This is a genomic window from Mesorhizobium sp. PL10 (genome assembly GCF_053714315.1).
Map to the genome: position 1 here is coordinate 69,421 of NZ_JBSKBR010000008.1, position 19,838 is coordinate 89,258.

The following is a 19,838-nucleotide window of genomic DNA, read 5'->3' on the forward strand; positions in this document are numbered from 1 at the left end:
ATAGGGTTTGCAGCAAGAATTGTTGCAAATTTATCGCAAAATGGCTGATGGACGAAGGAGCATCATCTTCGCTCTAGCGCGGTTCGAACCGGTAGAGCGGCTGCGAAAGCGGCAGCGGAGCCCGCAGCAGGTCGGCGCATCGGCGGTCCAGCGCAAGCGCCAGATTGTGAGCCTGTAGCATCGCCTTCTTCCAGTCGGTAGCCATCTTCAGCGAGGCCAAAGCATCGGCGGGGCGGTCGGCGGCGACCATGAGCTCTGCCGCGATGAGGCGATCTTCCGGCGCGACGGCCTCTCCGGCCCTGAGCCGGTTGGCTTGCCCAAGCCATTGTTCCCAGGGGAAGTCCTTCGAAATCAACTTCGGGCGAGGCGGCTGGTCGGTTGCATCGCCGCGCACAAACGGCCCCAGCGCAAGCCGGGCCAATGCCTTGTCGGCGAACGCCTCTGCAGTCTCGCCTTGCATTTCGGAGATTCCAAACCCACCGAGGATGCTTTCGCGATCACGCGCCCCGAGAACGAAGTCGAGCCCGTAAAGCATGGCTGCCGTGACGGCATCAGGCTTGTTGACCGGATCGAGCTGTTTTGCCGCGATCTGTGCATTGACCCCCGCCGCCACTACGGTGCCGACGCGCACGTCGCCGCTGTAATTGATGATCGATAGCAGCATCACTGCCTGCGGGGCATCGGCAACAAGTTGCCCGATCGGCCGGAGCGCTGGACCCATGCCGTTTTGACCGTCGAGTGCCCGAACCTCCGCTGGCTGTTCGGAAATATCGAAGGAAGGGCGGAAATAGGCTGAATAAAGGGCATTACGGACAAACGCTGTGCGACTGCCCTTGTCGGGGCGGACCGCGGGTGGAAGCCGATCGAGATAGGCGATGTAGTCGGACAGATTGTCCTTGACTGCCCGCATCTCGAGAGCCAGCAGCCAAGCGCCTTTGTCTTCGGCCCTTTGGGCGAGTTGCGACTTTGCCTCGTCATCGGCAATGGATAGCGCCTGCGCAATGCCTCTGGCGACCTGCGATGCCTGGGAAGGATCCGACGTCTGCAAACGTCCCAGCTCACCCAGCAACCACTCACCATCATCCTCGGCAACAAGCGCGCGCCAGGCAGACTGGCCGAGCTGTGGCAAAACCGACTTCGCGTTGGATAGCGGCTGCATGCCGGCAATCATCGCCGCCCGGTCCGGCGTTTTTGCATGGGCAAGTCTGAGTTCGGCGATGCGCAGCGGCGGATGGCTGCGCTTTTCCAGATCCGTCAGAAGCACCGAGCCTTCAGTGTAGGCAATGCCGCCATAGCGTATCTTCAGATAGGCCGCATCGTCGCCAAAACGGTCGCGCCAGAAATTCGGGAATGTCGCCGGTTCGGCAAGCAGGAACTCGCCCGCATCCATGATGGCTGGCGTGTGGGTGCAGGCGCTGGGCTCTGTCGGCGCGGCGGCCGTCGGCGATATCGGCGCGATCCCCATGATCGCTGCTATAATTGCAGGAACTTGCCAGCGCATGGGCGGCCCTCCGTTCTGCTGCATGATCGTACACCGGAAATCATTGCCCGCACCAGCGCCGGGCATTTTGGCCGAGATAGGCATCCGCCGGCAAATGCTTGCGCCAAAGGGCCGCGTCCCTATCTAGCAAGGACAGAAACCTGCCGGAGCCGAAACCTTGGCCGCGAGAAAAAGAGCCGCCAACCGCTACTACAGCGGCCCGCCCAGCGACCATTTCGACGGCACTCTGTTCTTCAATCCCGACGGCCAGATGCCCGGCCGTTTCACCGATCTGCTCAAATGGCAGCTGAGCGGCGAGCGTTCGAAATGGCCGGCGGCCAATCCAAGCCCGTTTGAATCGGCAGAGCCGGCGGCGCGCATCGATGGTGGCGGCCTGCGGCTGACCATGGTCGGCCATTCGACGCTGCTGATCCAGACCGCCGGCCTCAACATCCTCACCGACCCGGTGTGGTCGCCGCGCGTGTCGCCGCTGTCATTTGCCGGACCCAGGCGCGTCAATGCGCCGGGCATCGCCTTTTCCCGGCTGCCGCCGATCGATCTGGTGTTGGTCAGCCATAATCATTACGACCATCTCGACCTTGCCACGCTCAAGCGGCTAAAGGCCAAGCACGATCCGCGGGTGCTGACGCCGCTGGGCAACGACGCCATCATCGACACCGCCGTGCCGGACATGCGGCTGACGGCGCATGATTGGGGCGAGCGCATCGACATCGGCAACGATGTCGCCGTTCATGTCGAGCCGGTCCACCACTGGTCGGCGCGCGGCGCGCGCGATCGCCGCATGGCGCTGTGGGCCGGCTTCGTGGTCGAGACTCCGGCCGGAAAGACCTATTTCGCCGGCGACACCGGCTTCCATGGCGGCGCCAATTACCGGCTGATGGCTGAAAAGCATGGCGGCTTTCGCCTCGCCATCCTGCCGATCGGCGCCTATGAGCCGCGCTGGTTCATGGCGCCGCAGCACCAGAACCCGGAGGAGGCCGTGCAAGGCATGCAACTCTGCAACGCCGCCTACGCCGCCGGCTGCCACTGGGGGACGTTTCGGCTCACCGACGAGCCGATTGACGAGCCGGCGCAAAAACTTGGCCAGGCGCTGGAGGCAGAAGGCCTTCCACAGGAGCGATTCCGTGCCTTGCGGCCGGGCGAAATCTGGGACGTACCGGACGCCTAGCCAAGGAACCCAAAGGGGCGAAACGCGTTGTTTGCTCAACGCAATTTGGCCGGGAGCCTTTCCATGATCAAATGGATCATCATTCTTCTGATTGTCGCCGCTGCCGCGAGCCTGCTTGGCATGCCGGCGCTGGCGGGCGCCGCCGCCACCGGCGCGCGTGTGCTAATCGGCATCGTTCTCGTCATCTTCCTGCTGATCGTGCTCGGCGTCTTTGCGGTAACCTAGACGCAGCCCACACTGGTAATTCCCGCCCGTTTCCGCCATATAGCGGCAAAACGGACAGGAACCACCAGAGCCATGGCAGGCACGGCCCCCTTCGCCAAGATGAACGGCATCGGCAACGAGATCATCGTTGCCGACATGCGTGGCCGTGCTGACCGGGTGACGGCGGCGTCGGCTGTTGCGCTGAACGCCGACGCGGCGACCAGGTTCGACCAGATCATGGCGATCCATGACGCCCGCACGCCTGGCACTGCCTACTACATCGACATCCTGAATTCCGACGGCTCGGGCGCGCAGGCTTGCGGCAACGGCATGCGCTGCGTCGTCCAGGCGCTGGCCGCCGAGACCGGCCAGAAGACGTTCACCTTCGAGACCCGCGCCGGCATCCTCAACGCCGTCGAGCATGCCGACGGCACCATCTCGGTCGATATGGGCACACCGCGCTTCGGCTGGCAGGACATTCCGCTGGCCGAGGAATTCCACGACACCCGCATGATCGAGTTGCAGATCGGCCCGATCGACGCGCCGGTGCTGCATTCGCCTTCGGCTCTCTCGATGGGCAATCCGCACGCCATCTTCTGGGTCGACCGCGATGTCTGGTCATACGAGCTCGAACGTTTCGGCCCGCTGCTCGAAAATCATCCGATCTTCCCCGAGCGCGCCAACATCACCATCGCCCACGTGACGTCGCCGGAGACGATGATCATCCGCACCTGGGAGCGCGGCGCCGGCCTGACCAAGGCCTGCGGCTCGGCCGCTTGCGCCTCCGTGGTCGCCGCCGCCCGCACCCGCCGCACCGGCCGTAGCGTCACGCTGATGACGCCCGGCGGCGGCTCGCTGCATGTCGAATGGCGCGATGACGACCACGTCATCCTGACCGGTGCGGCCGAATGGGAATTTTCTGGCAGTTTCGATCCGTCGACCGGCACTTGGGCCCGCGACACCGAAAGCGCGGCCTGATGTCCGTTCTTGCCAACTCGAAAGGCCCCATCTCCAAAGGGATAGACGTCGTCACCTTCGGCTGCCGCCTCAACACCTATGAATCCGAGGTGATGCGCCGCGAGGCCGAAAACGCCGGCCTCGGCGCGCTCAAAGGCGGCGCCATCATCTTCAACACTTGCGCCGTCACTTCCGAAGCGGTGCGACAGGCCAAGCAGTCGATCAGAAAAGCCCGTCGCGAAAACCCGGCGGCGCACATCATCGTCACCGGCTGCGCGGCGCAGACCGAGCCGCAGAATTTCGCCGCCATGGACGAGGTCGATCTCGTGCTTGGCAATGAGGAGAAGCTGAGGGCGAACTCCTACCGCGCGCTGCCGGATTTCGGCGTCAACGACACCGAGAAGGCGCGCGTCAACGACATTTTCTCGGTGCGCGAGACCGCCGGCCACATGGTCGACGCCATCGAGGGCCGTGCGCGGGCTTTCGTCCAGGTCCAGAATGGCTGCGACCATCGATGCACCTTCTGCATCATCCCCTATGGCCGCGGCAATTCGCGCTCGGTGCCGATGGGCGCCGTAGTGGAGCAGGTCAAGCGGCTGGCCGGCAACGGCTATGCCGAAATCGTGCTGACCGGCGTCGACATGACCTCTTTCGGCGCCGACCTGCCGGGCGCACCCAAGCTCGGCAAGCTGGTGAAGACCATCCTCAGGCAAGTGCCCGACGTGAAGCGGCTGCGGCTGTCCTCCATCGATTCGATCGAGGCCGATGACGATCTGCTCGATGCGATCGCTACCGAACCAAGGCTGATGCCGCATCTGCATCTGTCGCTGCAGTCGGGCGACGACATGATATTGAAGCGCATGAAGCGCCGCCATCTGCGCGACCAGTCGATCCGCTTCTGCGAGGACGTGCGCAAGCTGCGCCCTGCAATCGTCTTCGGCGCCGACATCATCGCCGGCTTCCCGACCGAGACCGAGGACATGTTCGAAAATTCTTTAAAAATCGTCGAGGAGTGCGGGCTGACGCATCTGCATGTCTTCCCGTTCTCACCGCGCGAAGGCACGCCCGCCGCCCGCATGCCGCAGGTCCGCCGCGAACTGGTCAAGCAGCGCGCCGCAAGGCTGCGCGCCACGGGTGAGGCCGCGTATCGCCGTCATCTCGCATCGCTTCCCGGTACGCGCCAGTCGATCCTGGTCGAGCGCGACGGCCTGGGCCGCACCGAAGGATTTACGCTGGCCGCCATCGCCGCCGGTGCGCCTGGCGAGATCGTCGAGGCCACCATTACCGGCCATGACGGCGCACGCCTGACCGCAGCGCCGCTCACCGCCCGCGCCGCCTGAGACGATTGAAGCATGGCCGGTTTTTTCAAGAAGGTATTTTCGTTCGGCAAGAAGGAAGTCGTCGAGGAGAAGGTCGACGAGACCGCCCCGCTGCCGCCAATCAAATGGGACGCGCTTGAGGCGCTGAAGCCGGCGGCTGAGCAGGTCGTTCCGGAGCGCGACGAGCCTGAAGCGGCGGTCCAACCGACGCCCGAGGAGCCAACACCCGAACCTGCCCCAATCATTCCGCCAACACCGGAACCGGTCGTTCCCTCGGAGCCCGAACCTCTGCCGGCACCCGCGCCGGAAGAAGAGCCCGCACCTGAGACGCCAGCTGAACCGCCGGCGCCTGAGGAAGTGCCGCCACCGGCTCAGCCCGAGCCAAAACCGATACCCAGGCCAAAACCGCAAGAGGTGCCTGCACCCGCCGAGCCCGAGGTCGAGCCGTCACGCCCGCAGGAGCAGCCTGAACCTGCCCCTGTCGAGGTACCGGCGCCTGTTGAGGTTCCGGCCGAAGCGCCTGCACCGGTCGAGGTGCCACCACCGGCGGCACCTGCAACATCAGAGGTCAGCCCTGCCCCTCATCCGCCTGCCGGCACCTTCTCCCCGTATAGTGACGGGGAGAAGGGAGCTGAATCGAACTCCGCGCCTCCCCCTGCAAATATCGAAGAAGAAGCCGCAACGCTGACGCGCCCCTCTCCCCGCCCCTTGCGGGGAGAGGGTAAGGGTGAGGGGCAGCGCGATCCTGCGAAAGGATCAGCAGCAGCGGTTGAAGCCCCCGCAGCTGAAATTGTTCCACCCATTCGCCAACCGGCTCCGGTTGAGCCGCAACCTATCCTTGCTGAAATTGCGCCCGAGCCGCAGCCCATCCCACCGCCGCCCGCCGCCGGCAAGGTAACCGTCACCAAAAAGGTCGAGCAGAAGGCTGAACCGGCCAAAGCGCCGGAGCCGGCGCCGCGGCGTTCCTGGTTCCAGCGCATGCGCGACGGGCTGGCGCGGTCGTCGCGCGAGCTCACCGGCAACATTGCCGGCGTCTTCACCAAGCGCAAGCTGGATGAGGAGACGCTGCAGGATCTGGAGGACGTGCTGATCCGCGCCGATCTCGGCCTGGAGACGGCGCTGCGCGTCACCGATGCGCTGGCCTCCAGCCGCTACGGCAAGGATGTCTCGGACACGGAAGTGCGCGCCGTGATGGCGGCCGAGGTGGAAAAGGTGCTGACCCATGTCGCCATGCCGCTGGAGCTCGACCTCTCGCACAAGCCGCATGTCATCCTGGTGGTCGGCGTCAACGGCACCGGCAAGACCACGACCATCGGCAAGCTGGCGGCAAAACTGACCGATGGCGGCCTGTCGGTGATGCTGGCCGCCGGCGACACGTTTCGCGCTGCCGCGATCGAGCAGCTGAAGATCTGGGGCGAGCGGACGAAATCGCCGGTCATCGCATCCAAGATCGGCGCCGATGCCGCGGGCCTCGCCTACGATGCGTTCGAGAAGGCGAAGGAAGCCGGCTCCGATGTGCTGATCATCGACACTGCCGGCCGACTGCAGAACAAGACCGAACTTATGGCCGAGCTGGAAAAGATAGTGCGCGTGCTGGGCAAGCTCGATCCGGAAGCGCCGCACACCGTGCTGCAGACGGTCGACGCCACCACCGGCCAGAATGCGCTCAACCAGGTCGAGATCTTCCGCAATGTCGCCGGCGTCAACGGCCTGGTGATGACCAAGCTGGACGGCACGGCGCGTGGCGGTATTCTGGTGGCGATCGCGGCAAAGCACAAATTGCCGGTCTATTTCATCGGCGTCGGCGAACAGGTCGACGACCTCGAACCTTTCTCGGCAAGCGAATTCGCCAGGGCGATCGCGGGCGTAGCGTAAAAGACACGATCCCGAAGAGCTGCAGGCTTTTTGGACAAGATCATGCGTCAGAAGGAAGTCATGAACCCTCCCATCCTCGAACGCGACCCGTCCGACCCACAGAAGAAGAAAGAAAGCGTCAATCCGCTGCTCAAGCTGGTGCTGGAGCTCGGGCCGCTGATGGTGTTCTTCTTTGCCAATGCGCGCGGCGCCTGGCTGGTAGAGAAATTTCCAGTGCTTGCCGAATTCGGTGGGCCGATCTTCGTCGCCACCGGCCTTTTCATGGCCGCGACCGCAATCGCGCTGATCGCGTCCTGGCTGTTGATGCGCACCTTGCCGATCATGCCGATGGTCTCCGGCGTTGTTGTCTTCATCTTCGGCGCGCTGACGCTCTATCTGCAGGACGACGTCTTCATCAAGATGAAGCCGACCATCGTCAACACACTGTTCGGCGGCGTGCTGCTCGGCGGCCTCTACTTCGGCCGCTCGCTGCTCGGCTATGTCTTCGATTCGGCCTTTCGCCTCGATGCCGAAGGCTGGCGCAAGCTGACCTTTCGCTGGGGCCTGTTCTTCCTGTTCCTGGCTCTTGCCAATGAAGTCGTGTGGCGGAATTTTTCCACGGACTTCTGGGTTACCTTCAAGGTCTGGGGCATCATGCCGATCACGCTTTTGTTCACCTTCAGCCAGATGCCGCTGATCCTGCGCCATTCGCTGGATGACAAGACCGAGAATGCGGAGAAAGCTGGCAAATAGAGCAATTCCAGGAAAAGCGTGAAACGGTTTTCCATCCGGAATTGCGTCCAGAATAAACGGAGACGGCGATGGAATTCGTCACCACGCACGACGAGCTGAGGACGATCTACAAGACGCCGCGGCCGACCGACCCTCCCATACGCAAGGAGCTCAGGGCGCTCGACGGCCATTGCCGCTCCTTCATCGGCAAGAGCCCCTTCGTGCTGATCGGATCTTCCGACGGCGCCGGCAATGCCGACGTGACGCCGAAAGGCGACAAGCCCGGCTTCGCCCTCGTCCTTGACGACAAGACCATCGCCATACCCGACCGGCCTGGCAACAACCGGCTCGACACGCTGGAAAACATACTGCGCAACCCGTCGGTCGGGCTGCTCTTCCTCATCCCGGGCATGAACGAAACGCTGCGCGTCAATGGCGACGCCCGCATCACCACCGATGCGGCGTTGCGCGAACGCCTTGCCGTCGATGGCAAGCAACCGCAAAGCATCGTCATGGTGAGCGTCAAGGCCGCCTACATGCACTGCGCCAAGGCCTTCATGCGTTCGCAATTGTGGAAGCCGGACAGCTGGTATGACCGCGCGACGTTGCCGACGCTTGGCCAGATTCTATCCGACCAGATGACGCTTTCCGAAACTGCCGGCGAATTCGACCGCTCGCTCGACGAGGCCTACCGCCAGACCATGTGGTAGAGTGGAGCACGATTCGTCCACCCGGTTTCCCCTTGATCGAGTTCCTCGCCATCTCCGGCAGTCTGCGTGCCGCCTCGACCAATTCGGCGTTGCTCGCGGCTCTGGCGCACAATGCGCCATCCGGCTGCCGCGTCAGCCTCTATGACGGGCTCGGCCAGCTGCCGATCTTCAATCCCGACGACGAAGGCGAGCGCACGCCGCGTGAAGCGACACGGCTGATCGATGCCGTCACCAGCGCCGACGGTGTCATCGTCTCCTGCCCCGAATATGCGCATGGCGTGCCCGGCGGCATGAAGAACGCACTCGACTGGCTGGTCTCGCGCGACGCCGCCGTCGGCAAGCCGGCCATGCTGGTGCATGCCTCCGCGCGCTCGCTCTATGCCCGCGCCGCGCTGGCTGAGATCATGCGGACCATGTCGTTCGCGCTCTGCGAGGGCGCTGTATTGGAGATTGCCTTGCTCGGCAGGAAACCGCCGGAGATGGAAGCCATCCTGGCGGGATCGGACAATCTGCTGGCGATGCGCGCCGCCGTGGAGGCCTTTGCGGGTTTTATACGCAGGCGGTGAGGGAGCCCTCCCCTTCTTCCCTTGTAGGAGAAGGAAGGCGGGCCTTACCCCTTCCGCAACGTCTCGACATCGGTCTTGCCGACATACCAATCGCGCGCGTTGACCTCTTCGAACACCACCCAGACATCGTCATTGCCGAGCCCGGTGGCATCCATGATGGCCGCCGTGACCTTCTTGGCGATGTCAGCCTTCTTGCCCGCCGGATCAGCGGCGATCACTTCCTTGACGATGCGGATGTTGACGAATGGCATGACGTCCTCCCCTTCATTTTCTACAGACCGCGCCGAGAGACTGCTTCGAAATTCGCTCTGGTGAGTCATATGATGGTGGTTTCGAGAACCGGAGCGCAGCGGACATTTGGTCCGTGAGCACCGGAAGCGCAGAAAACGCCATCAGATGGCCGCCAGAGTAGAATTTCCAAGCAGTCTCGCTCAATAGGTCTTGGCCCCGTTCACCATCAGCCGCACCATGTAGAGCGACGTCGTGCCGGCGATGTAGAGGCAATTCAGCTTGTTGCCGCCGAACACGCAATTGGCGGTCACTTCCGGCACCTTGACCTTGCCGATCAGCGTGCCGTCGGGATCGTAGCAATGGATGCCATCGGCGGCACTGGTCCAGATGCGGCCGGCCTCGTCGAGCCGGAAGCCGTCGAACAGGCCGGCCGTGCAGTCGGCGAACACCTTGCCGCCCGACACCTTCTTGCCGCCCTTGCCGATGTTGAAGACCCGCATATGCGCCGGGTTTTGCGCGCCATGCGTGCGGCCGGTGTCGACGACATAGAGCTGGCTTTCATCGAGTGAGAAGGCAAGCCCGTTCGGTCGGACCATGTCGGTGATAACGGCCTCGACCTCGCCGCTGTCGGGATCGACGCGGTAGACATAACAGGCGCCGATCTCGCTTTCGGCCTTGTCGCCCTCATAATCGCTGTCGATGCCGTAGCTCGGATCGGTGAACCAGATCGAGCCGTCCGAGCGCACCACGACGTCATTGGGCGAATTCAGCCGCTTGCCTTTCCATTTGGCCGCGATGGTGGTGACGGAGCCGTCATGCTCGGTGCGGCTGACGCGGCGGCCGGAGTGCTCGCACGTCACCAGCCGGCCCTGCCGGTCGACGGTGTTGCCGTTGGAATTGCCGGAGGGCTGACGGAACACGCTGACATTGCCGTCGGTTTCGTCGTAGCGCAGCATGCGGTTGTTGGGGATGTCGGACCAGACGACATAGCGGCCGGCAGCGAACCAGGCAGGTCCTTCCGCCCACTGACATCCGGTGAACAGCTTTTCCACCTGCGCGTTGCCGTTGAACAGGCGCGCGAATCGCGAATCGAGAATTTCGTAATAATCTGCAGCAGCCATGCTTTCCTCCGGGCATCACGCAACGCGTGGATCAAGCCAGCCTGTAAGCGAGAAGGCAAGATGGCGCGTGTGCAATTTGTAAGACAAAAGACACGCCGCCAGCATTGGCTCGCCAGCCTGTCCGGCAGGGCATGGCGCTGTTAGCGCTGCATTAACCGGCTATGCGTCCTGTGCAATGGTGCATTGCAACATCTCGTTTTTGCATTGCACCATTCCTATGTCATGCTGCGTACAGTCAAGGGAGGAACAAATTCGCCGCGATATGCGGCACGAAAGGACCCTTGCTATGATCTTCGACAGTCTCATGACCCGCGCTCGCACCTCGATTGCCAAGCGCAAGCACTACAACCGCCTCGTCGCCGAAATCGAGAACCTTTCCGGTCGCGACCTCGCCGACCTGCGCGCCGATCGCTCGGAAATGCTCTATCAGGTCCACAAGCAGATCTACGGCTGAGCTTAACGACCTGACGGCCCCGCGTACGAAGCGAGGCGGCCGTCAGCCCGGTGCCGCGAGCGCCTTCTCAATTTCAGGCATCAGCACCGTCTGCGCTGACTCTTCCGTCAGCGGCCCGACATGCTTGTAGGCGATCTTGCCATCCTTGCCGATGACGAAGGTTTCCGGCACGCCGTAAACACCCCAGTCGATCGCGGTGCGGCCGGCTTCGTCGACACCGATCGCCTGGAACGGATTGCCGAGATCGCCGAGGAACCGGCGCGCGTTTTGCGGCTCGTCCTTGTAGTTCAGTGCAGCAAGCGTGAAGCGCTTGTCCTGCGACAGCGCCAGCAGCACCGGATGTTCTTCCCGGCACGGTGCGCACCACGATGCAAACACGTTGACCAACGTCACCTTGCCGGCGAACGCTTTCGAATCCAGCCCAGGCAGGTTTGACCCCTCCAGTGCCGGCAGGTTGGTCTGCGGCGCAGGCAGGCCGATCAACGCCGACGGCACTTCCGCCTCCTCGCGTCCCGACAAAAGCTGCAACAGGAACAATCCGGCAAGGCCGAGGAAAACCAGCAGCGGCAACAGCACGATCAGGCGGCGGCGCGGCGGCGCCGGCGTTTCGCTTTCCGTGATCATGGTTTGCCGGCCCCAGTGCTGGCCTTGTCCGAACGCCGCCGCACGCCGGCCGCCTCGAGTTCCGCCAGTTCGCGCTTGCGCCCGCGCTGGTCGAGCAGGATCCAGCCGATCAGTCCGGCCAGCACGACCGCCGTGATGCCATAGGCAGCTGTGACATAAAGGGCATGTGCGCTCATGCTAGTCGCTTCCCTTTCGCTGTCGCTTCGCCATGTTCGATCTTGGCCTTCCCATAGCTTTGCAGCTTCGGCTTCGCAATTGGCTGCGGCGCCGCAGCGGCCACATCAATCCGTTCCATGCCGCAGCGCCAGCGCTGCCGCCACCGGGCCGAGCACGGCAAGAAACAGCGTCAGCGCGGCAAGAATGAGGAAGGGCTGCACGAAGGGATCGGGATCGGCCACCGCGCCGTAACTGGCCGACACCCCGAAGATCAGCACCGGAATGGTCAGCGGCAGCACCAGCACCGAGATCAGCAGCCCGCCGCGCGGCAGCGCCACCGCCACCGCCGCACCGACCGCGCCGATGAAAGTGATGGCCGGCGTGCCGGTGAGCAGCGTCAGCGAGGTGGCGCCGATGCTGAGCGGTTCCATGTTCATGAACAGGCCGAGCAAGGGCGCGGCGACCACCAACGGCAGAACGCTGCCCGCCCAATGCGCCAGGCATTTCACCAGCACCGTCAGCGCCAGCATGTGGCGGTCGTTGCCGAGCACCAAGAGATCGAGCGAACCGTCCTCGCGGTCGGCCTGGAACAGCCGGTCGAGACCGAGCAGACAGGCGAGCAGCGCGCCGATCCAAAGAATCGCCGGACCGATGCGGGCGAGCAGCTTGAGGTCGGGGCCGACACCGAAGGGGATGGTGGCAATGACGGCGAGGAAAAAGATGACGCCCGTCAACGCGCCGCCGCCGGCGCGGATGGAGAGGCGGATATCGCGGAGGAAGAGGGCTAGCATCGGCGAGACGCCTCTGCGGCTGGATCGCCATCTCTTCGATCGTAGTGTTCCTTCACACCCCCCTCTGTCCTGCCGGACATCTCCCCCGCAAGGGGGGAGATTGGCAGCGTCCTTGAAGGCACCTTTCCTTCACCGTTGGTGATTGGCAAAAGCCGACGCGGCATCCGATCTCCCCCCTTGCGGGGGAGATGGCCGGCAGGCCAGAGGGGGGTGTGACGGAGCGCCAACATCACCCCCCCATCCTCAGTTCACCGGTTCCTTCAATCCCCAGTGGCAGATGAGTCGCCGCAACGACAATGCCACCCTCCGCGCAGTGCTTCGCCATCAACCCCGCAAACCGCGCCTCCGAAGCCTTGTCCAGCCCGGCCGTAGGCTCGTCCAGAAGCCACAAGGGCCTATGGCTGACCAAAAGCTTCGCAATCGCCGACCGCCGCCTTTGCCCGGTCGACAGATAGCCGAACGGCAGATGACCGATACCGCCCAGCCCGACCGTTTCCAGCGCCTCTTCGACACCCAAATGGCCATCGCCGTTGAAATCGCGCCAGAAACGCAAATTCTCCGCCACGCTCAGCGCCGTCTTCATTGCATTGAGATGGCCGAGATAGTGGCAGGCCGAAGCGATCGTCGGAAACGTCTCGCCGCCGCCTTCGATGCGCACATCGCCTTCCGCTTTCGGCAGCAGCCCGGCGATGACCCTGAGCAGCGTCGATTTGCCTGATCCGTTGGGTCCGGTGACGACCAGCGCCTGGCCCTTCTCGAGCGCAAAACCGATGCCGGAAAAGACCGTCTCGCCGCCCCGTTCGCCGCCCAGATTATCGGCAATCAGCCGCATGCCTGCCCGTCCCGAAAACTTTACCGCGCGACAGCTGCCGCATCGCACAAAATTGCCTGTCGCCTGTCTAGAACTATTCCAGAAAATTCTCTATATGCGGGTCATCCGTGCCAGCGGTCGGCACGGGAACAGAATTTGCGCCGAACCAGCGCACGCGCCGCCTTGAACGGCTCGGGTTGCTTGGGAGCGGACAGCGGAAATGGCCGTACCCGCACCTTTGCGCGTGATTGCATGCCCATCGGCGTCCGTTCCCTTTCAGGCTGAACAGACAAGGACGGACCGCACGTGTCAAAATCCCTCGACAGTTTCAATTGCCGCCGCACCCTCACCGTGGGTGGCGCGGACTATGTCTATTACAATCTGGTCGAGGCCGAGAAGAACGGCCTCACCGGCATTGCCCAGCTGCCCTATTCGATGAAGGTGCTGCTGGAAAACCTTTTGCGCAACGAAGACGGCCGCTCCGTCACCAAGGAATCGATCCAGGCGGTTGCTGGCTGGCTGACCGACAAGGGCACGGCCGGCGTCGAGATCGCCTATCGCCCGGCCCGCGTCCTGATGCAGGATTTCACCGGTGTTCCGGCGGTGGTCGATCTGGCGGCGATGCGCGACGGCCTCAAGGCGCTCGGCGGCGATCCGCAGAAGATCAACCCGCTGGTGCCGGTCGACCTCGTCATCGACCACTCGGTCATCGTCGACGAATTCGGCACGCCGATGGCCTTCGCTAGGAATGTCGAGCTCGAGTATGAGCGCAACGAAGAGCGCTACAAATTCCTGAAATGGGGCCAGCAGGCGTTCCGCAACTTCCGCGTCGTGCCGCCCGGCACCGGCATCTGCCACCAGGTCAATCTCGAATATCTCGGCCAGGTCGTGTGGACCAACACCGAGGACGGCGAAACCACCGCCTATCCCGACACCTGCGTCGGCACCGATTCGCACACCACCATGATCAATGGGCTTGGCGTGCTCGGCTGGGGCGTCGGCGGCATCGAGGCCGAGGCGGCGATGCTCGGCCAGCCGGTCTCCATGCTGTTGCCCGAAGTGATCGGCTTCCGCCTCACCGGCAAGTTGAAAGAAGGTGTCACCGCCACCGACCTCGTGCTCACCGTCACCCAGATGCTGCGCAAGAAGGGCGTCGTCGGCAAATTCGTTGAGTTCTTCGGCCCCGGCCTGTCCAACATGACGCTGGCCGACCGCGCCACCATCGGCAACATGGCGCCCGAATATGGCGCCACCTGCGGCTTCTTCCCGGTCGATGGCGAGACCATCCGCTACCTCACAATGTCCGGCCGCGAGGAAAATCGCATCGCCTTGGTCGAGGCCTATTCGAAGGCGCAGGGCATGTGGCGTGATGCAGGTTCGGGCGACCCGGTCTTCACCGATTTGCTCGAGCTTGAACTCAGCGAAGTCGTGCCGTCGATGGCCGGCCCCAAGCGTCCCGAAGGCCGCGTTGCGCTGGAAGGCATTCCGGCCGGTTTCGCCAAGGCGATGGAAACCGAATACAAGAAGGCCGCCGAAATCTCCAAGCGCTATGCCGTCGAAGGCACCGAGCATGATCTCGGCCATGGCGACGTCGTCATCGCCGCCATCACCTCCTGCACCAACACCTCCAACCCGAGCGTGCTGATCGGCGCCGGCCTCTTGGCGCGCAACGCCAACCGCGTCGGCCTCAAGCAGAAGCCCTGGGTGAAGACCTCGCTGGCGCCGGGCAGCCAGGTGGTCGCCGAATATCTCGAAAAGTCCGGCCTGCAGAAGGAGCTCGACCAGATCGGCTTCAACCTGGTCGGTTTCGGCTGCACCACCTGCATCGGCAATTCCGGCCCGCTGCCGGCGCCGATCTCCAAGACCATCAATGACAAGGGCCTGATCGCGGCCGCGGTGCTTTCCGGCAATCGCAATTTCGAAGGCCGCGTCTCGCCTGACGTGCAGGCCAACTATCTGGCTTCGCCGCCGCTGGTCGTCGCACATGCGCTGGCCGGCACGGTTACCAAGGACCTCACCACAGAACCGCTCGGCGAAGGCCGCGACGGAAAGCCGGTCTACTTGAAGGATATCTGGCCGAGCTCGGCCGAGATCCAGGAGTTCATCGAGAAGAACGTCACCCGTGAGCTTTTCGCCCGCAAATATGCCGACGTCTTCAAGGGCGACGAGTACTGGCAGAACGTCAAGGCGCCGGAAGGCCAGACCTATGCCTGGGACGACAATTCGACCTATGTGCAGAACCCGCCCTATTTCGCCGGCATGACGGCCGGTTTCGGCAAGATCGGCGACATCAAGGGCGCGCGCGTGCTTGGCCTCTTCGGCGACAAGATCACCACCGACCACATCTCCCCGGCGGGTTCGATCAAGGCGGCGTCGCCGGCCGGCAAGTACCTCACAGACCATGGCGTCGGCGTCGCCGACTTCAACCAGTACGGTACGCGGCGCGGCAATCATGAGGTGATGATGCGCGGCACCTTCGCCAACATCCGCATCCGCAACCACATGCTGGGCGAGAACGGCCGCGAGGGCGGCTACACCATCCACTACCCGTCGAAAGAAGAGGAATCGATTTACGACGCGGCGATGGAGTACAAGAAGGAAGGTGTGCCGCTGGTCATCTTCGCGGGTGTCGAATACGGCAACGGCTCCTCGCGCGACTGGGCGGCCAAGGGCACCAACCTTCTCGGTGTCCGCGCGGTCATCGCTCAGTCCTTCGAGCGCATCCACCGCTCGAACCTGGTCGGCATGGGCGTCATCCCCTTCGTCTTCGAGGAAGGTACCTCATGGGCTTCCCTCAACCTCAAGGGTGACGAAATGGTCGAGATCGATGGCCTGAGCGCAATCAAGCCGCGCCAGACCATGATCGCCAAGGTCACCTATGGCGACGGCACGGTGAAGAACGTGCCGATCATCTGCCGCATCGATACGCTGGACGAACTCGACTACTTCAAGAACGGCGGCATCCTGCAATACGTGCTGCGCGATCTGGCTGCGTAGCAGGAAGGGAATACGGGCAGCAGGGCAGTAGGAGTAGGGCAAGGAGGCCGGCCTACTGCCCTACTGCCCTACTGCCTAGTCTTTCCGAAGCATCGGCCGGTCGGACGGAAGTTCCGCCCTGTCTGCCCGCAGTAAAAACCTGCTGGGCTCAGCAAGATCTGCCGCAATCTCCTGCCGCCATGCTCCCGATCGAACCGGGCGGTGAAGTGCTCCGCCAGCAGCGGCCATACCCACGGTTGCGGCAGTAAAAATTTCACCGCAACGTGACTTCCCGTTGACTGTCGCTTCTGCCACAAATCTGGGCAACCAGAACAAGGCCGGCGTCACCGGCGGGAATCGGAACGACCATGACACCTCGACAACCCCTACGGCTTGCGGCTTTCGCGCTGGCCTTCTCGGCGCTTGCCGGGAGCGGCTTTGCCGAGGAGACCGGCGCCACCCAGGCAGAAAAGCCGCAGACCGACAAGCCCCAGATTGACAGGCCTTTGGGCGTCGTCGAGCTGTTCACCAGCCAGGGCTGCAATTCCTGTCCGCCGGCCGACGCTTTCTTTGCCGAGCTGGCCGCCAAGGACAACGTCGTCGCGCTCGCCTATCACGTCAATTACTGGGACTATCTCGGCTGGCAGGACACGCTGAGCAGCAAGGACAACACCGACCGGCAATATGACTATATGCGCGCCTTCGGCACCCGCTCCGTCTACACGCCGCAAGCCGTCATCAATGGCCGCAGCCATGTCAACGGCGCCAGCCGCAAGGAAGTCGACGGTGCGCTTGCCCGCATGGAGAAGTCCGGCGACGGCATGCGGGTCTCGATCAAGGTCAGCCGCACCAGCGACCGCGTCATGATAGATGCCGGCGATGCCGGCAGCGGCCCGACCGACGCCCATGTCGTCATCGTCTATTTCGAACCGCCGCAGACGGTTGCCATCGCCAAGGGCGAGAACACCGGCCGCTCGATGACCTACTGGAACGCCGTCTCCGGCATCCAGACCGCCGGCATGTGGCACGGCAAGGCGCAGCGCTACGAATTGCCGATGACCGAGATCGCCAAGAAAGGCGGCTGCGCGGTGCTGCTGCAATCGGTCGGCAAGGACGGCCTGCCCGGCCCGATTTTGGGCGCCGCGTTTATTCACAAGCCGTGAGAGCACCGCTAGCCTTCGTCATCCTAGGGCGGAGCAAGGAGCGAAGCGACGCTGCGCAGACCCTAGGATCCATGCCGTGACCCACGTGCTATCCGAGGGTGCAAATCCCAGTACCGGAGCGCTAGCGTCGCCGATCTCTCTTCTGGATCGTATCATTCTACGGCAAGTTTCACGGCATGGATCCTAGGGTCTGCGCGCCGCTTTGCGGCGCTCCGCCCTAGGATGACGAAGCCGCGCAACAAAAAACCGACGTCAGCTTGCTTCTGACGTCGGTCATTTAGGTTTTGGGATCGTCGCACCCGGCCTTTCCCTGGGGAAAGTCCGAGGTTGGTTCGATCCGACGCAGACCCGTGGGCGGGGGGCTTGGGGTTTACGAGCCGGTGCCGGACCGAACCGTCTCAGGCAACGCCGGTAAATTCGTCGGACATTGGGGCATGAGCGCGGATAAAATAAGGCAGGAATGTGGCGAAGCATCACCAATTCAAACACGACGTCTTACAAAAGTGACTGGACGTTGCGAAAACAGCGCAGCCCCGGGATGGTTAGCCGGGTCTTGCAATTCCACCGCGAACACGCCAACTTCTGCAAGCGAGATTCATTTTTTTAAGGGATCGCGGTATGACCGATCGCAGCGGTGGGACGGAGGATGGGGACGCATCCGCAATACTGATCCCGCTGCAGGAGGCGCGACGTGAACGCCTCGACCAGCCGGTTCGTTTCGACCGGCGTGAACTCGATGAGATCCTGAGACTCTACGGGCGTATGGTTGCGGCCAATGAATGGCGCGACTACGCCATCGATCATCTGTCTGATCGCGCAGTCTTTTCGGTCTTCCGTCGGGCCAGCGAAGTGCCGCTGTTCCAGATCGTCAAGGATCCGAAACTGGCGCGCCGGCAAGGCGCCTTCGCCGTCATTGCCGCTGGCGGCCGCATCCTCAAGCGCGGCCAGGAACTCGGCCGCGTGCTCGGCGTGTTCGACAGCAAGCTGAAGCTGGTCCCAGGCTAACTAATTATTTTGTTGCGAAATTTCTGCTCCGGCAACGAATCCGGATCGGGCGGGACTGTTGCGCCGCCATTCAGCGACAGCTGCATGAACACCGTGTCCAGCCAGCGTCCGTGCTTGTAGCCGGAGCCCTCCAGCCGGCCGGAATGACGAAAGCCGAGCTTTTCATGCAACCGCACCGAGGCGCTGTCGGCATGGCCGTCGCCGATCACAGCTATGATCTGGCGAAAACCCGCGACCCGGCAGGCCTCGATCAACGCCTGCATCAGCATGAGCCCGACGCCCTGCCCCTTGGCGTCAGGCGCGACATAGACCGAATCCTCGACGATGAATCGGTAGGCCGGGCGCGGCCGGAACGCGCCGGCATAGGCGTAGCCCAGCACCACGCCATCCTTTTCCGCCACCAGATAGGGAAAGCCGCCACCCGTCAGGCTGTCGAAGCGCGCACCCATCTCGGCGCGGCTGGGCGGCTCCAGCTCGTAGCTCGCCGTGCCATGCGTCACCGCATCGGCGTAGATCTCGGTGATTCGGTCGAGGTCGACCTCCAGGGCCCCTCGCATGGTAACAATGCTCATAATTTGTGCAAACGATTCATCCGCCTGCCATAACAGCAAAGGCCGGCACAAAAGAAAAGGGCGGCCCGGTGGGCCGCCCTTCGCCAACTCGATAGTCCAGGTGCTGGATGGGAACCCGCTTAGCGGCGGTCGCCCATGAACTGCAGCAGGAACATAAAGAGGTTGATGAAGTCGAGATAGAGCCTCAACGCGCCCATGATCGCCTTGCGGCCGGCAACGTCGGCCTGGTCGCCTTCGTAGTACATTTCCTTGATGGTCTGCGTATCATAGGCGGTGAGGCCGGCGAAGATCAGTACGCCGATCGCCGAGATGGCGAAGCCGAGCGCCGACGACTGCAGGAAGATGTTGATCAGCATGGCGATCACCAGGCCGACCACGCCCATGACCAGGAACGAGCCGAACGCCGAAAGGTCGCGCTTGGTCGTGTAGCCATAAAGCGACAGCCCGCCGAAGGCAGCCGCCGTGGCGAAGAAGGTCTGGGTGATAGAGGCGCCGGTGTAGACCAGGAAAATGGTCGACAGCGACAGGCCGACAAGGCCCGAATAGACCCAGAAGGTCGTCTGCGCCGCCGCCACGCTCATCGACTGGATCCTGAACGACAGGAAGAAGACGGCGGCGAGCGGGGCCAGGATGACCACCCAGCGGAAGGCGCTGGCGTAGATCAGCGTGCCGAAAGCGGTCAGCTGTCCGTCGCCGGTGACGGCGAGCTGGAAAGCGCCCCAGGCGGCGATGCCGGTGATGAGGAGGCCAAGCCCCATCAGATTGTAGACCTTCAGCATGTAGCTGCGCAGGCCCTGGTCAATGTCGGCGCGCGCGCCTGGCACGGCCGAAGTTTGGTAATTGCGAATGGGCTCAGCCATTGGAATCCTCTGTTGCTTCTGCCCCGTACGGTGTCAGGTCCTTAGGACCTGGGCGCCGCTGGC

21 protein-coding genes are annotated in these 19,838 nt (G+C 63.3%); 12 read left to right on the plus strand and 9 right to left on the minus strand.

The genetic code is table 11. The annotated features are described in order from the left end of the window. Window positions 1-73 precede the first annotated feature (73 nt). Window positions 74-1,501 (minus strand): hypothetical protein, encoded by a 1,428-nt coding sequence (locus ACWGTO_RS14895; RefSeq protein WP_454575583.1) that lies wholly within the window; start codon window positions 1,499-1,501, stop codon window positions 74-76. A gap of 157 nt (window positions 1,502-1,658) precedes the next feature. Between ACWGTO_RS14895 and ACWGTO_RS14900 the strand changes: the two genes are divergently transcribed. The 8 genes from ACWGTO_RS14900 to ACWGTO_RS14935 all read left to right on the plus strand — a co-directional run bounded on the left by ACWGTO_RS14900 (window position 1,659) and on the right by ACWGTO_RS14935 (window position 9,011). Next, on the plus strand, window positions 1,659-2,669 hold the full coding sequence (locus ACWGTO_RS14900; protein ID WP_454575584.1) for an MBL fold metallo-hydrolase: 1,011 nt from the start codon (window positions 1,659-1,661) through the stop codon (window positions 2,667-2,669). Window positions 2,670-2,732: 63 nt separating this feature from the next. Further along, a complete protein-coding gene (locus ACWGTO_RS14905; RefSeq protein ID WP_023683859.1) occupies window positions 2,733-2,894 on the plus strand; it encodes a DUF1328 family protein in 162 nt (53 codons plus the stop codon). Window positions 2,895-2,966: 72 nt separating this feature from the next. Continuing rightward, window positions 2,967-3,851, plus strand: coding sequence for a diaminopimelate epimerase (gene dapF, locus ACWGTO_RS14910; protein ID WP_454575585.1), 885 nt, complete (start codon window positions 2,967-2,969; stop codon window positions 3,849-3,851). Beyond that, window positions 3,851-5,170, plus strand: coding sequence for a tRNA (N(6)-L-threonylcarbamoyladenosine(37)-C(2))-methylthiotransferase MtaB (mtaB, locus tag ACWGTO_RS14915; protein ID WP_454575586.1), 1,320 nt, complete (start codon window positions 3,851-3,853; stop codon window positions 5,168-5,170). Before dapF ends, mtaB begins: the two co-directional genes overlap by 1 nt. A gap of 12 nt (window positions 5,171-5,182) precedes the next feature. After that, window positions 5,183-7,024, plus strand: a complete 1,842-nt coding sequence (gene ftsY / locus ACWGTO_RS14920) for a signal recognition particle-docking protein FtsY (protein ID WP_454575587.1) — start codon at window positions 5,183-5,185, stop codon at window positions 7,022-7,024. A gap of 60 nt (window positions 7,025-7,084) precedes the next feature. Continuing rightward, window positions 7,085-7,756, plus strand: a complete 672-nt coding sequence (locus ACWGTO_RS14925; RefSeq protein WP_142867208.1) for a septation protein A — start codon at window positions 7,085-7,087, stop codon at window positions 7,754-7,756. Window positions 7,757-7,824: 68 nt separating this feature from the next. Continuing rightward, window positions 7,825-8,445, plus strand: a complete 621-nt coding sequence (locus tag ACWGTO_RS14930; RefSeq protein WP_454575588.1) for a pyridoxamine 5'-phosphate oxidase family protein — start codon at window positions 7,825-7,827, stop codon at window positions 8,443-8,445. Between the two features lie 32 nt (window positions 8,446-8,477). After that, complete coding sequence (locus tag ACWGTO_RS14935; RefSeq protein WP_454575589.1) at window positions 8,478-9,011, plus strand: NADPH-dependent FMN reductase; 534 nt, start codon at window positions 8,478-8,480, stop codon at window positions 9,009-9,011. A 44-nt stretch (window positions 9,012-9,055) separates the two neighbouring features. Here the strand turns inward: ACWGTO_RS14935 and ACWGTO_RS14940 are convergent, their stop codons facing one another. Further along, window positions 9,056-9,262, minus strand: a complete 207-nt coding sequence (locus ACWGTO_RS14940; RefSeq protein WP_013892236.1) for a tautomerase family protein — start codon at window positions 9,260-9,262, stop codon at window positions 9,056-9,058. A gap of 180 nt (window positions 9,263-9,442) precedes the next feature. Then, window positions 9,443-10,363 (minus strand): SMP-30/gluconolactonase/LRE family protein, encoded by a 921-nt coding sequence (locus tag ACWGTO_RS14945; protein WP_454575590.1) that lies wholly within the window; start codon window positions 10,361-10,363, stop codon window positions 9,443-9,445. 286 nt (window positions 10,364-10,649) lie between these two features. On the opposite strand from ACWGTO_RS14945, the gene ACWGTO_RS14950 reads away from it, so the two are divergent. Next, a complete protein-coding gene (locus ACWGTO_RS14950) occupies window positions 10,650-10,817 on the plus strand; it encodes a hypothetical protein (protein WP_142867213.1) in 168 nt (55 codons plus the stop codon). Between the two features lie 42 nt (window positions 10,818-10,859). Here the strand turns inward: ACWGTO_RS14950 and ACWGTO_RS14955 are convergent, their stop codons facing one another. From ACWGTO_RS14955 to ccmA, 4 genes are all read right to left on the minus strand, one after another. After that, complete coding sequence (locus tag ACWGTO_RS14955; protein ID WP_454575591.1) at window positions 10,860-11,441, minus strand: DsbE family thiol:disulfide interchange protein; 582 nt, start codon at window positions 11,439-11,441, stop codon at window positions 10,860-10,862. Then, window positions 11,438-11,617, minus strand: a complete 180-nt coding sequence (gene ccmD, locus ACWGTO_RS14960) for a heme exporter protein CcmD (protein WP_454575592.1) — start codon at window positions 11,615-11,617, stop codon at window positions 11,438-11,440. Before ccmD ends, ACWGTO_RS14955 begins: the two co-directional genes overlap by 4 nt. A 105-nt stretch (window positions 11,618-11,722) precedes the next feature. Further along, on the minus strand, window positions 11,723-12,388 hold the full coding sequence (ccmB, locus tag ACWGTO_RS14965) for a heme exporter protein CcmB (RefSeq protein ID WP_454575593.1): 666 nt from the start codon (window positions 12,386-12,388) through the stop codon (window positions 11,723-11,725). Window positions 12,389-12,617: 229 nt separating this feature from the next. Next, on the minus strand, window positions 12,618-13,220 hold the full coding sequence (ccmA, locus tag ACWGTO_RS14970; RefSeq protein WP_454575594.1) for a heme ABC exporter ATP-binding protein CcmA: 603 nt from the start codon (window positions 13,218-13,220) through the stop codon (window positions 12,618-12,620). A gap of 285 nt (window positions 13,221-13,505) precedes the next feature. On the opposite strand from ccmA, the gene acnA reads away from it, so the two are divergent. The 3 genes from acnA (at window position 13,506) to ACWGTO_RS14985 (ending at window position 18,343) form a co-directional block, all read left to right on the plus strand. Continuing rightward, window positions 13,506-16,196 (plus strand): aconitate hydratase AcnA, encoded by a 2,691-nt coding sequence (gene acnA / locus ACWGTO_RS14975; RefSeq protein WP_454575595.1) that lies wholly within the window; start codon window positions 13,506-13,508, stop codon window positions 16,194-16,196. Between the two features lie 347 nt (window positions 16,197-16,543). Next, window positions 16,544-17,338 (plus strand): DUF1223 domain-containing protein, encoded by a 795-nt coding sequence (locus ACWGTO_RS14980; RefSeq protein WP_454575596.1) that lies wholly within the window; start codon window positions 16,544-16,546, stop codon window positions 17,336-17,338. Between the two features lie 618 nt (window positions 17,339-17,956). Then, complete coding sequence (locus tag ACWGTO_RS14985) at window positions 17,957-18,343, plus strand: DUF2794 domain-containing protein (protein WP_454575597.1); 387 nt, start codon at window positions 17,957-17,959, stop codon at window positions 18,341-18,343. On the opposite strand, the gene ACWGTO_RS14990 is transcribed toward ACWGTO_RS14985, so the two are convergent. Together ACWGTO_RS14990 and ACWGTO_RS14995 are read right to left on the minus strand one after the other, a co-directional pair. After that, a complete protein-coding gene (locus tag ACWGTO_RS14990; RefSeq protein ID WP_454575598.1) occupies window positions 18,340-18,915 on the minus strand; it encodes an N-acetyltransferase family protein in 576 nt (191 codons plus the stop codon). The genes ACWGTO_RS14985 and ACWGTO_RS14990 overlap by 4 nt on opposite strands. 119 nt (window positions 18,916-19,034) lie before the next feature. Then, window positions 19,035-19,775, minus strand: coding sequence for a Bax inhibitor-1/YccA family protein (locus tag ACWGTO_RS14995; protein WP_112560076.1), 741 nt, complete (start codon window positions 19,773-19,775; stop codon window positions 19,035-19,037). Between the last annotated feature and the right edge of the window lie 63 nt (window positions 19,776-19,838).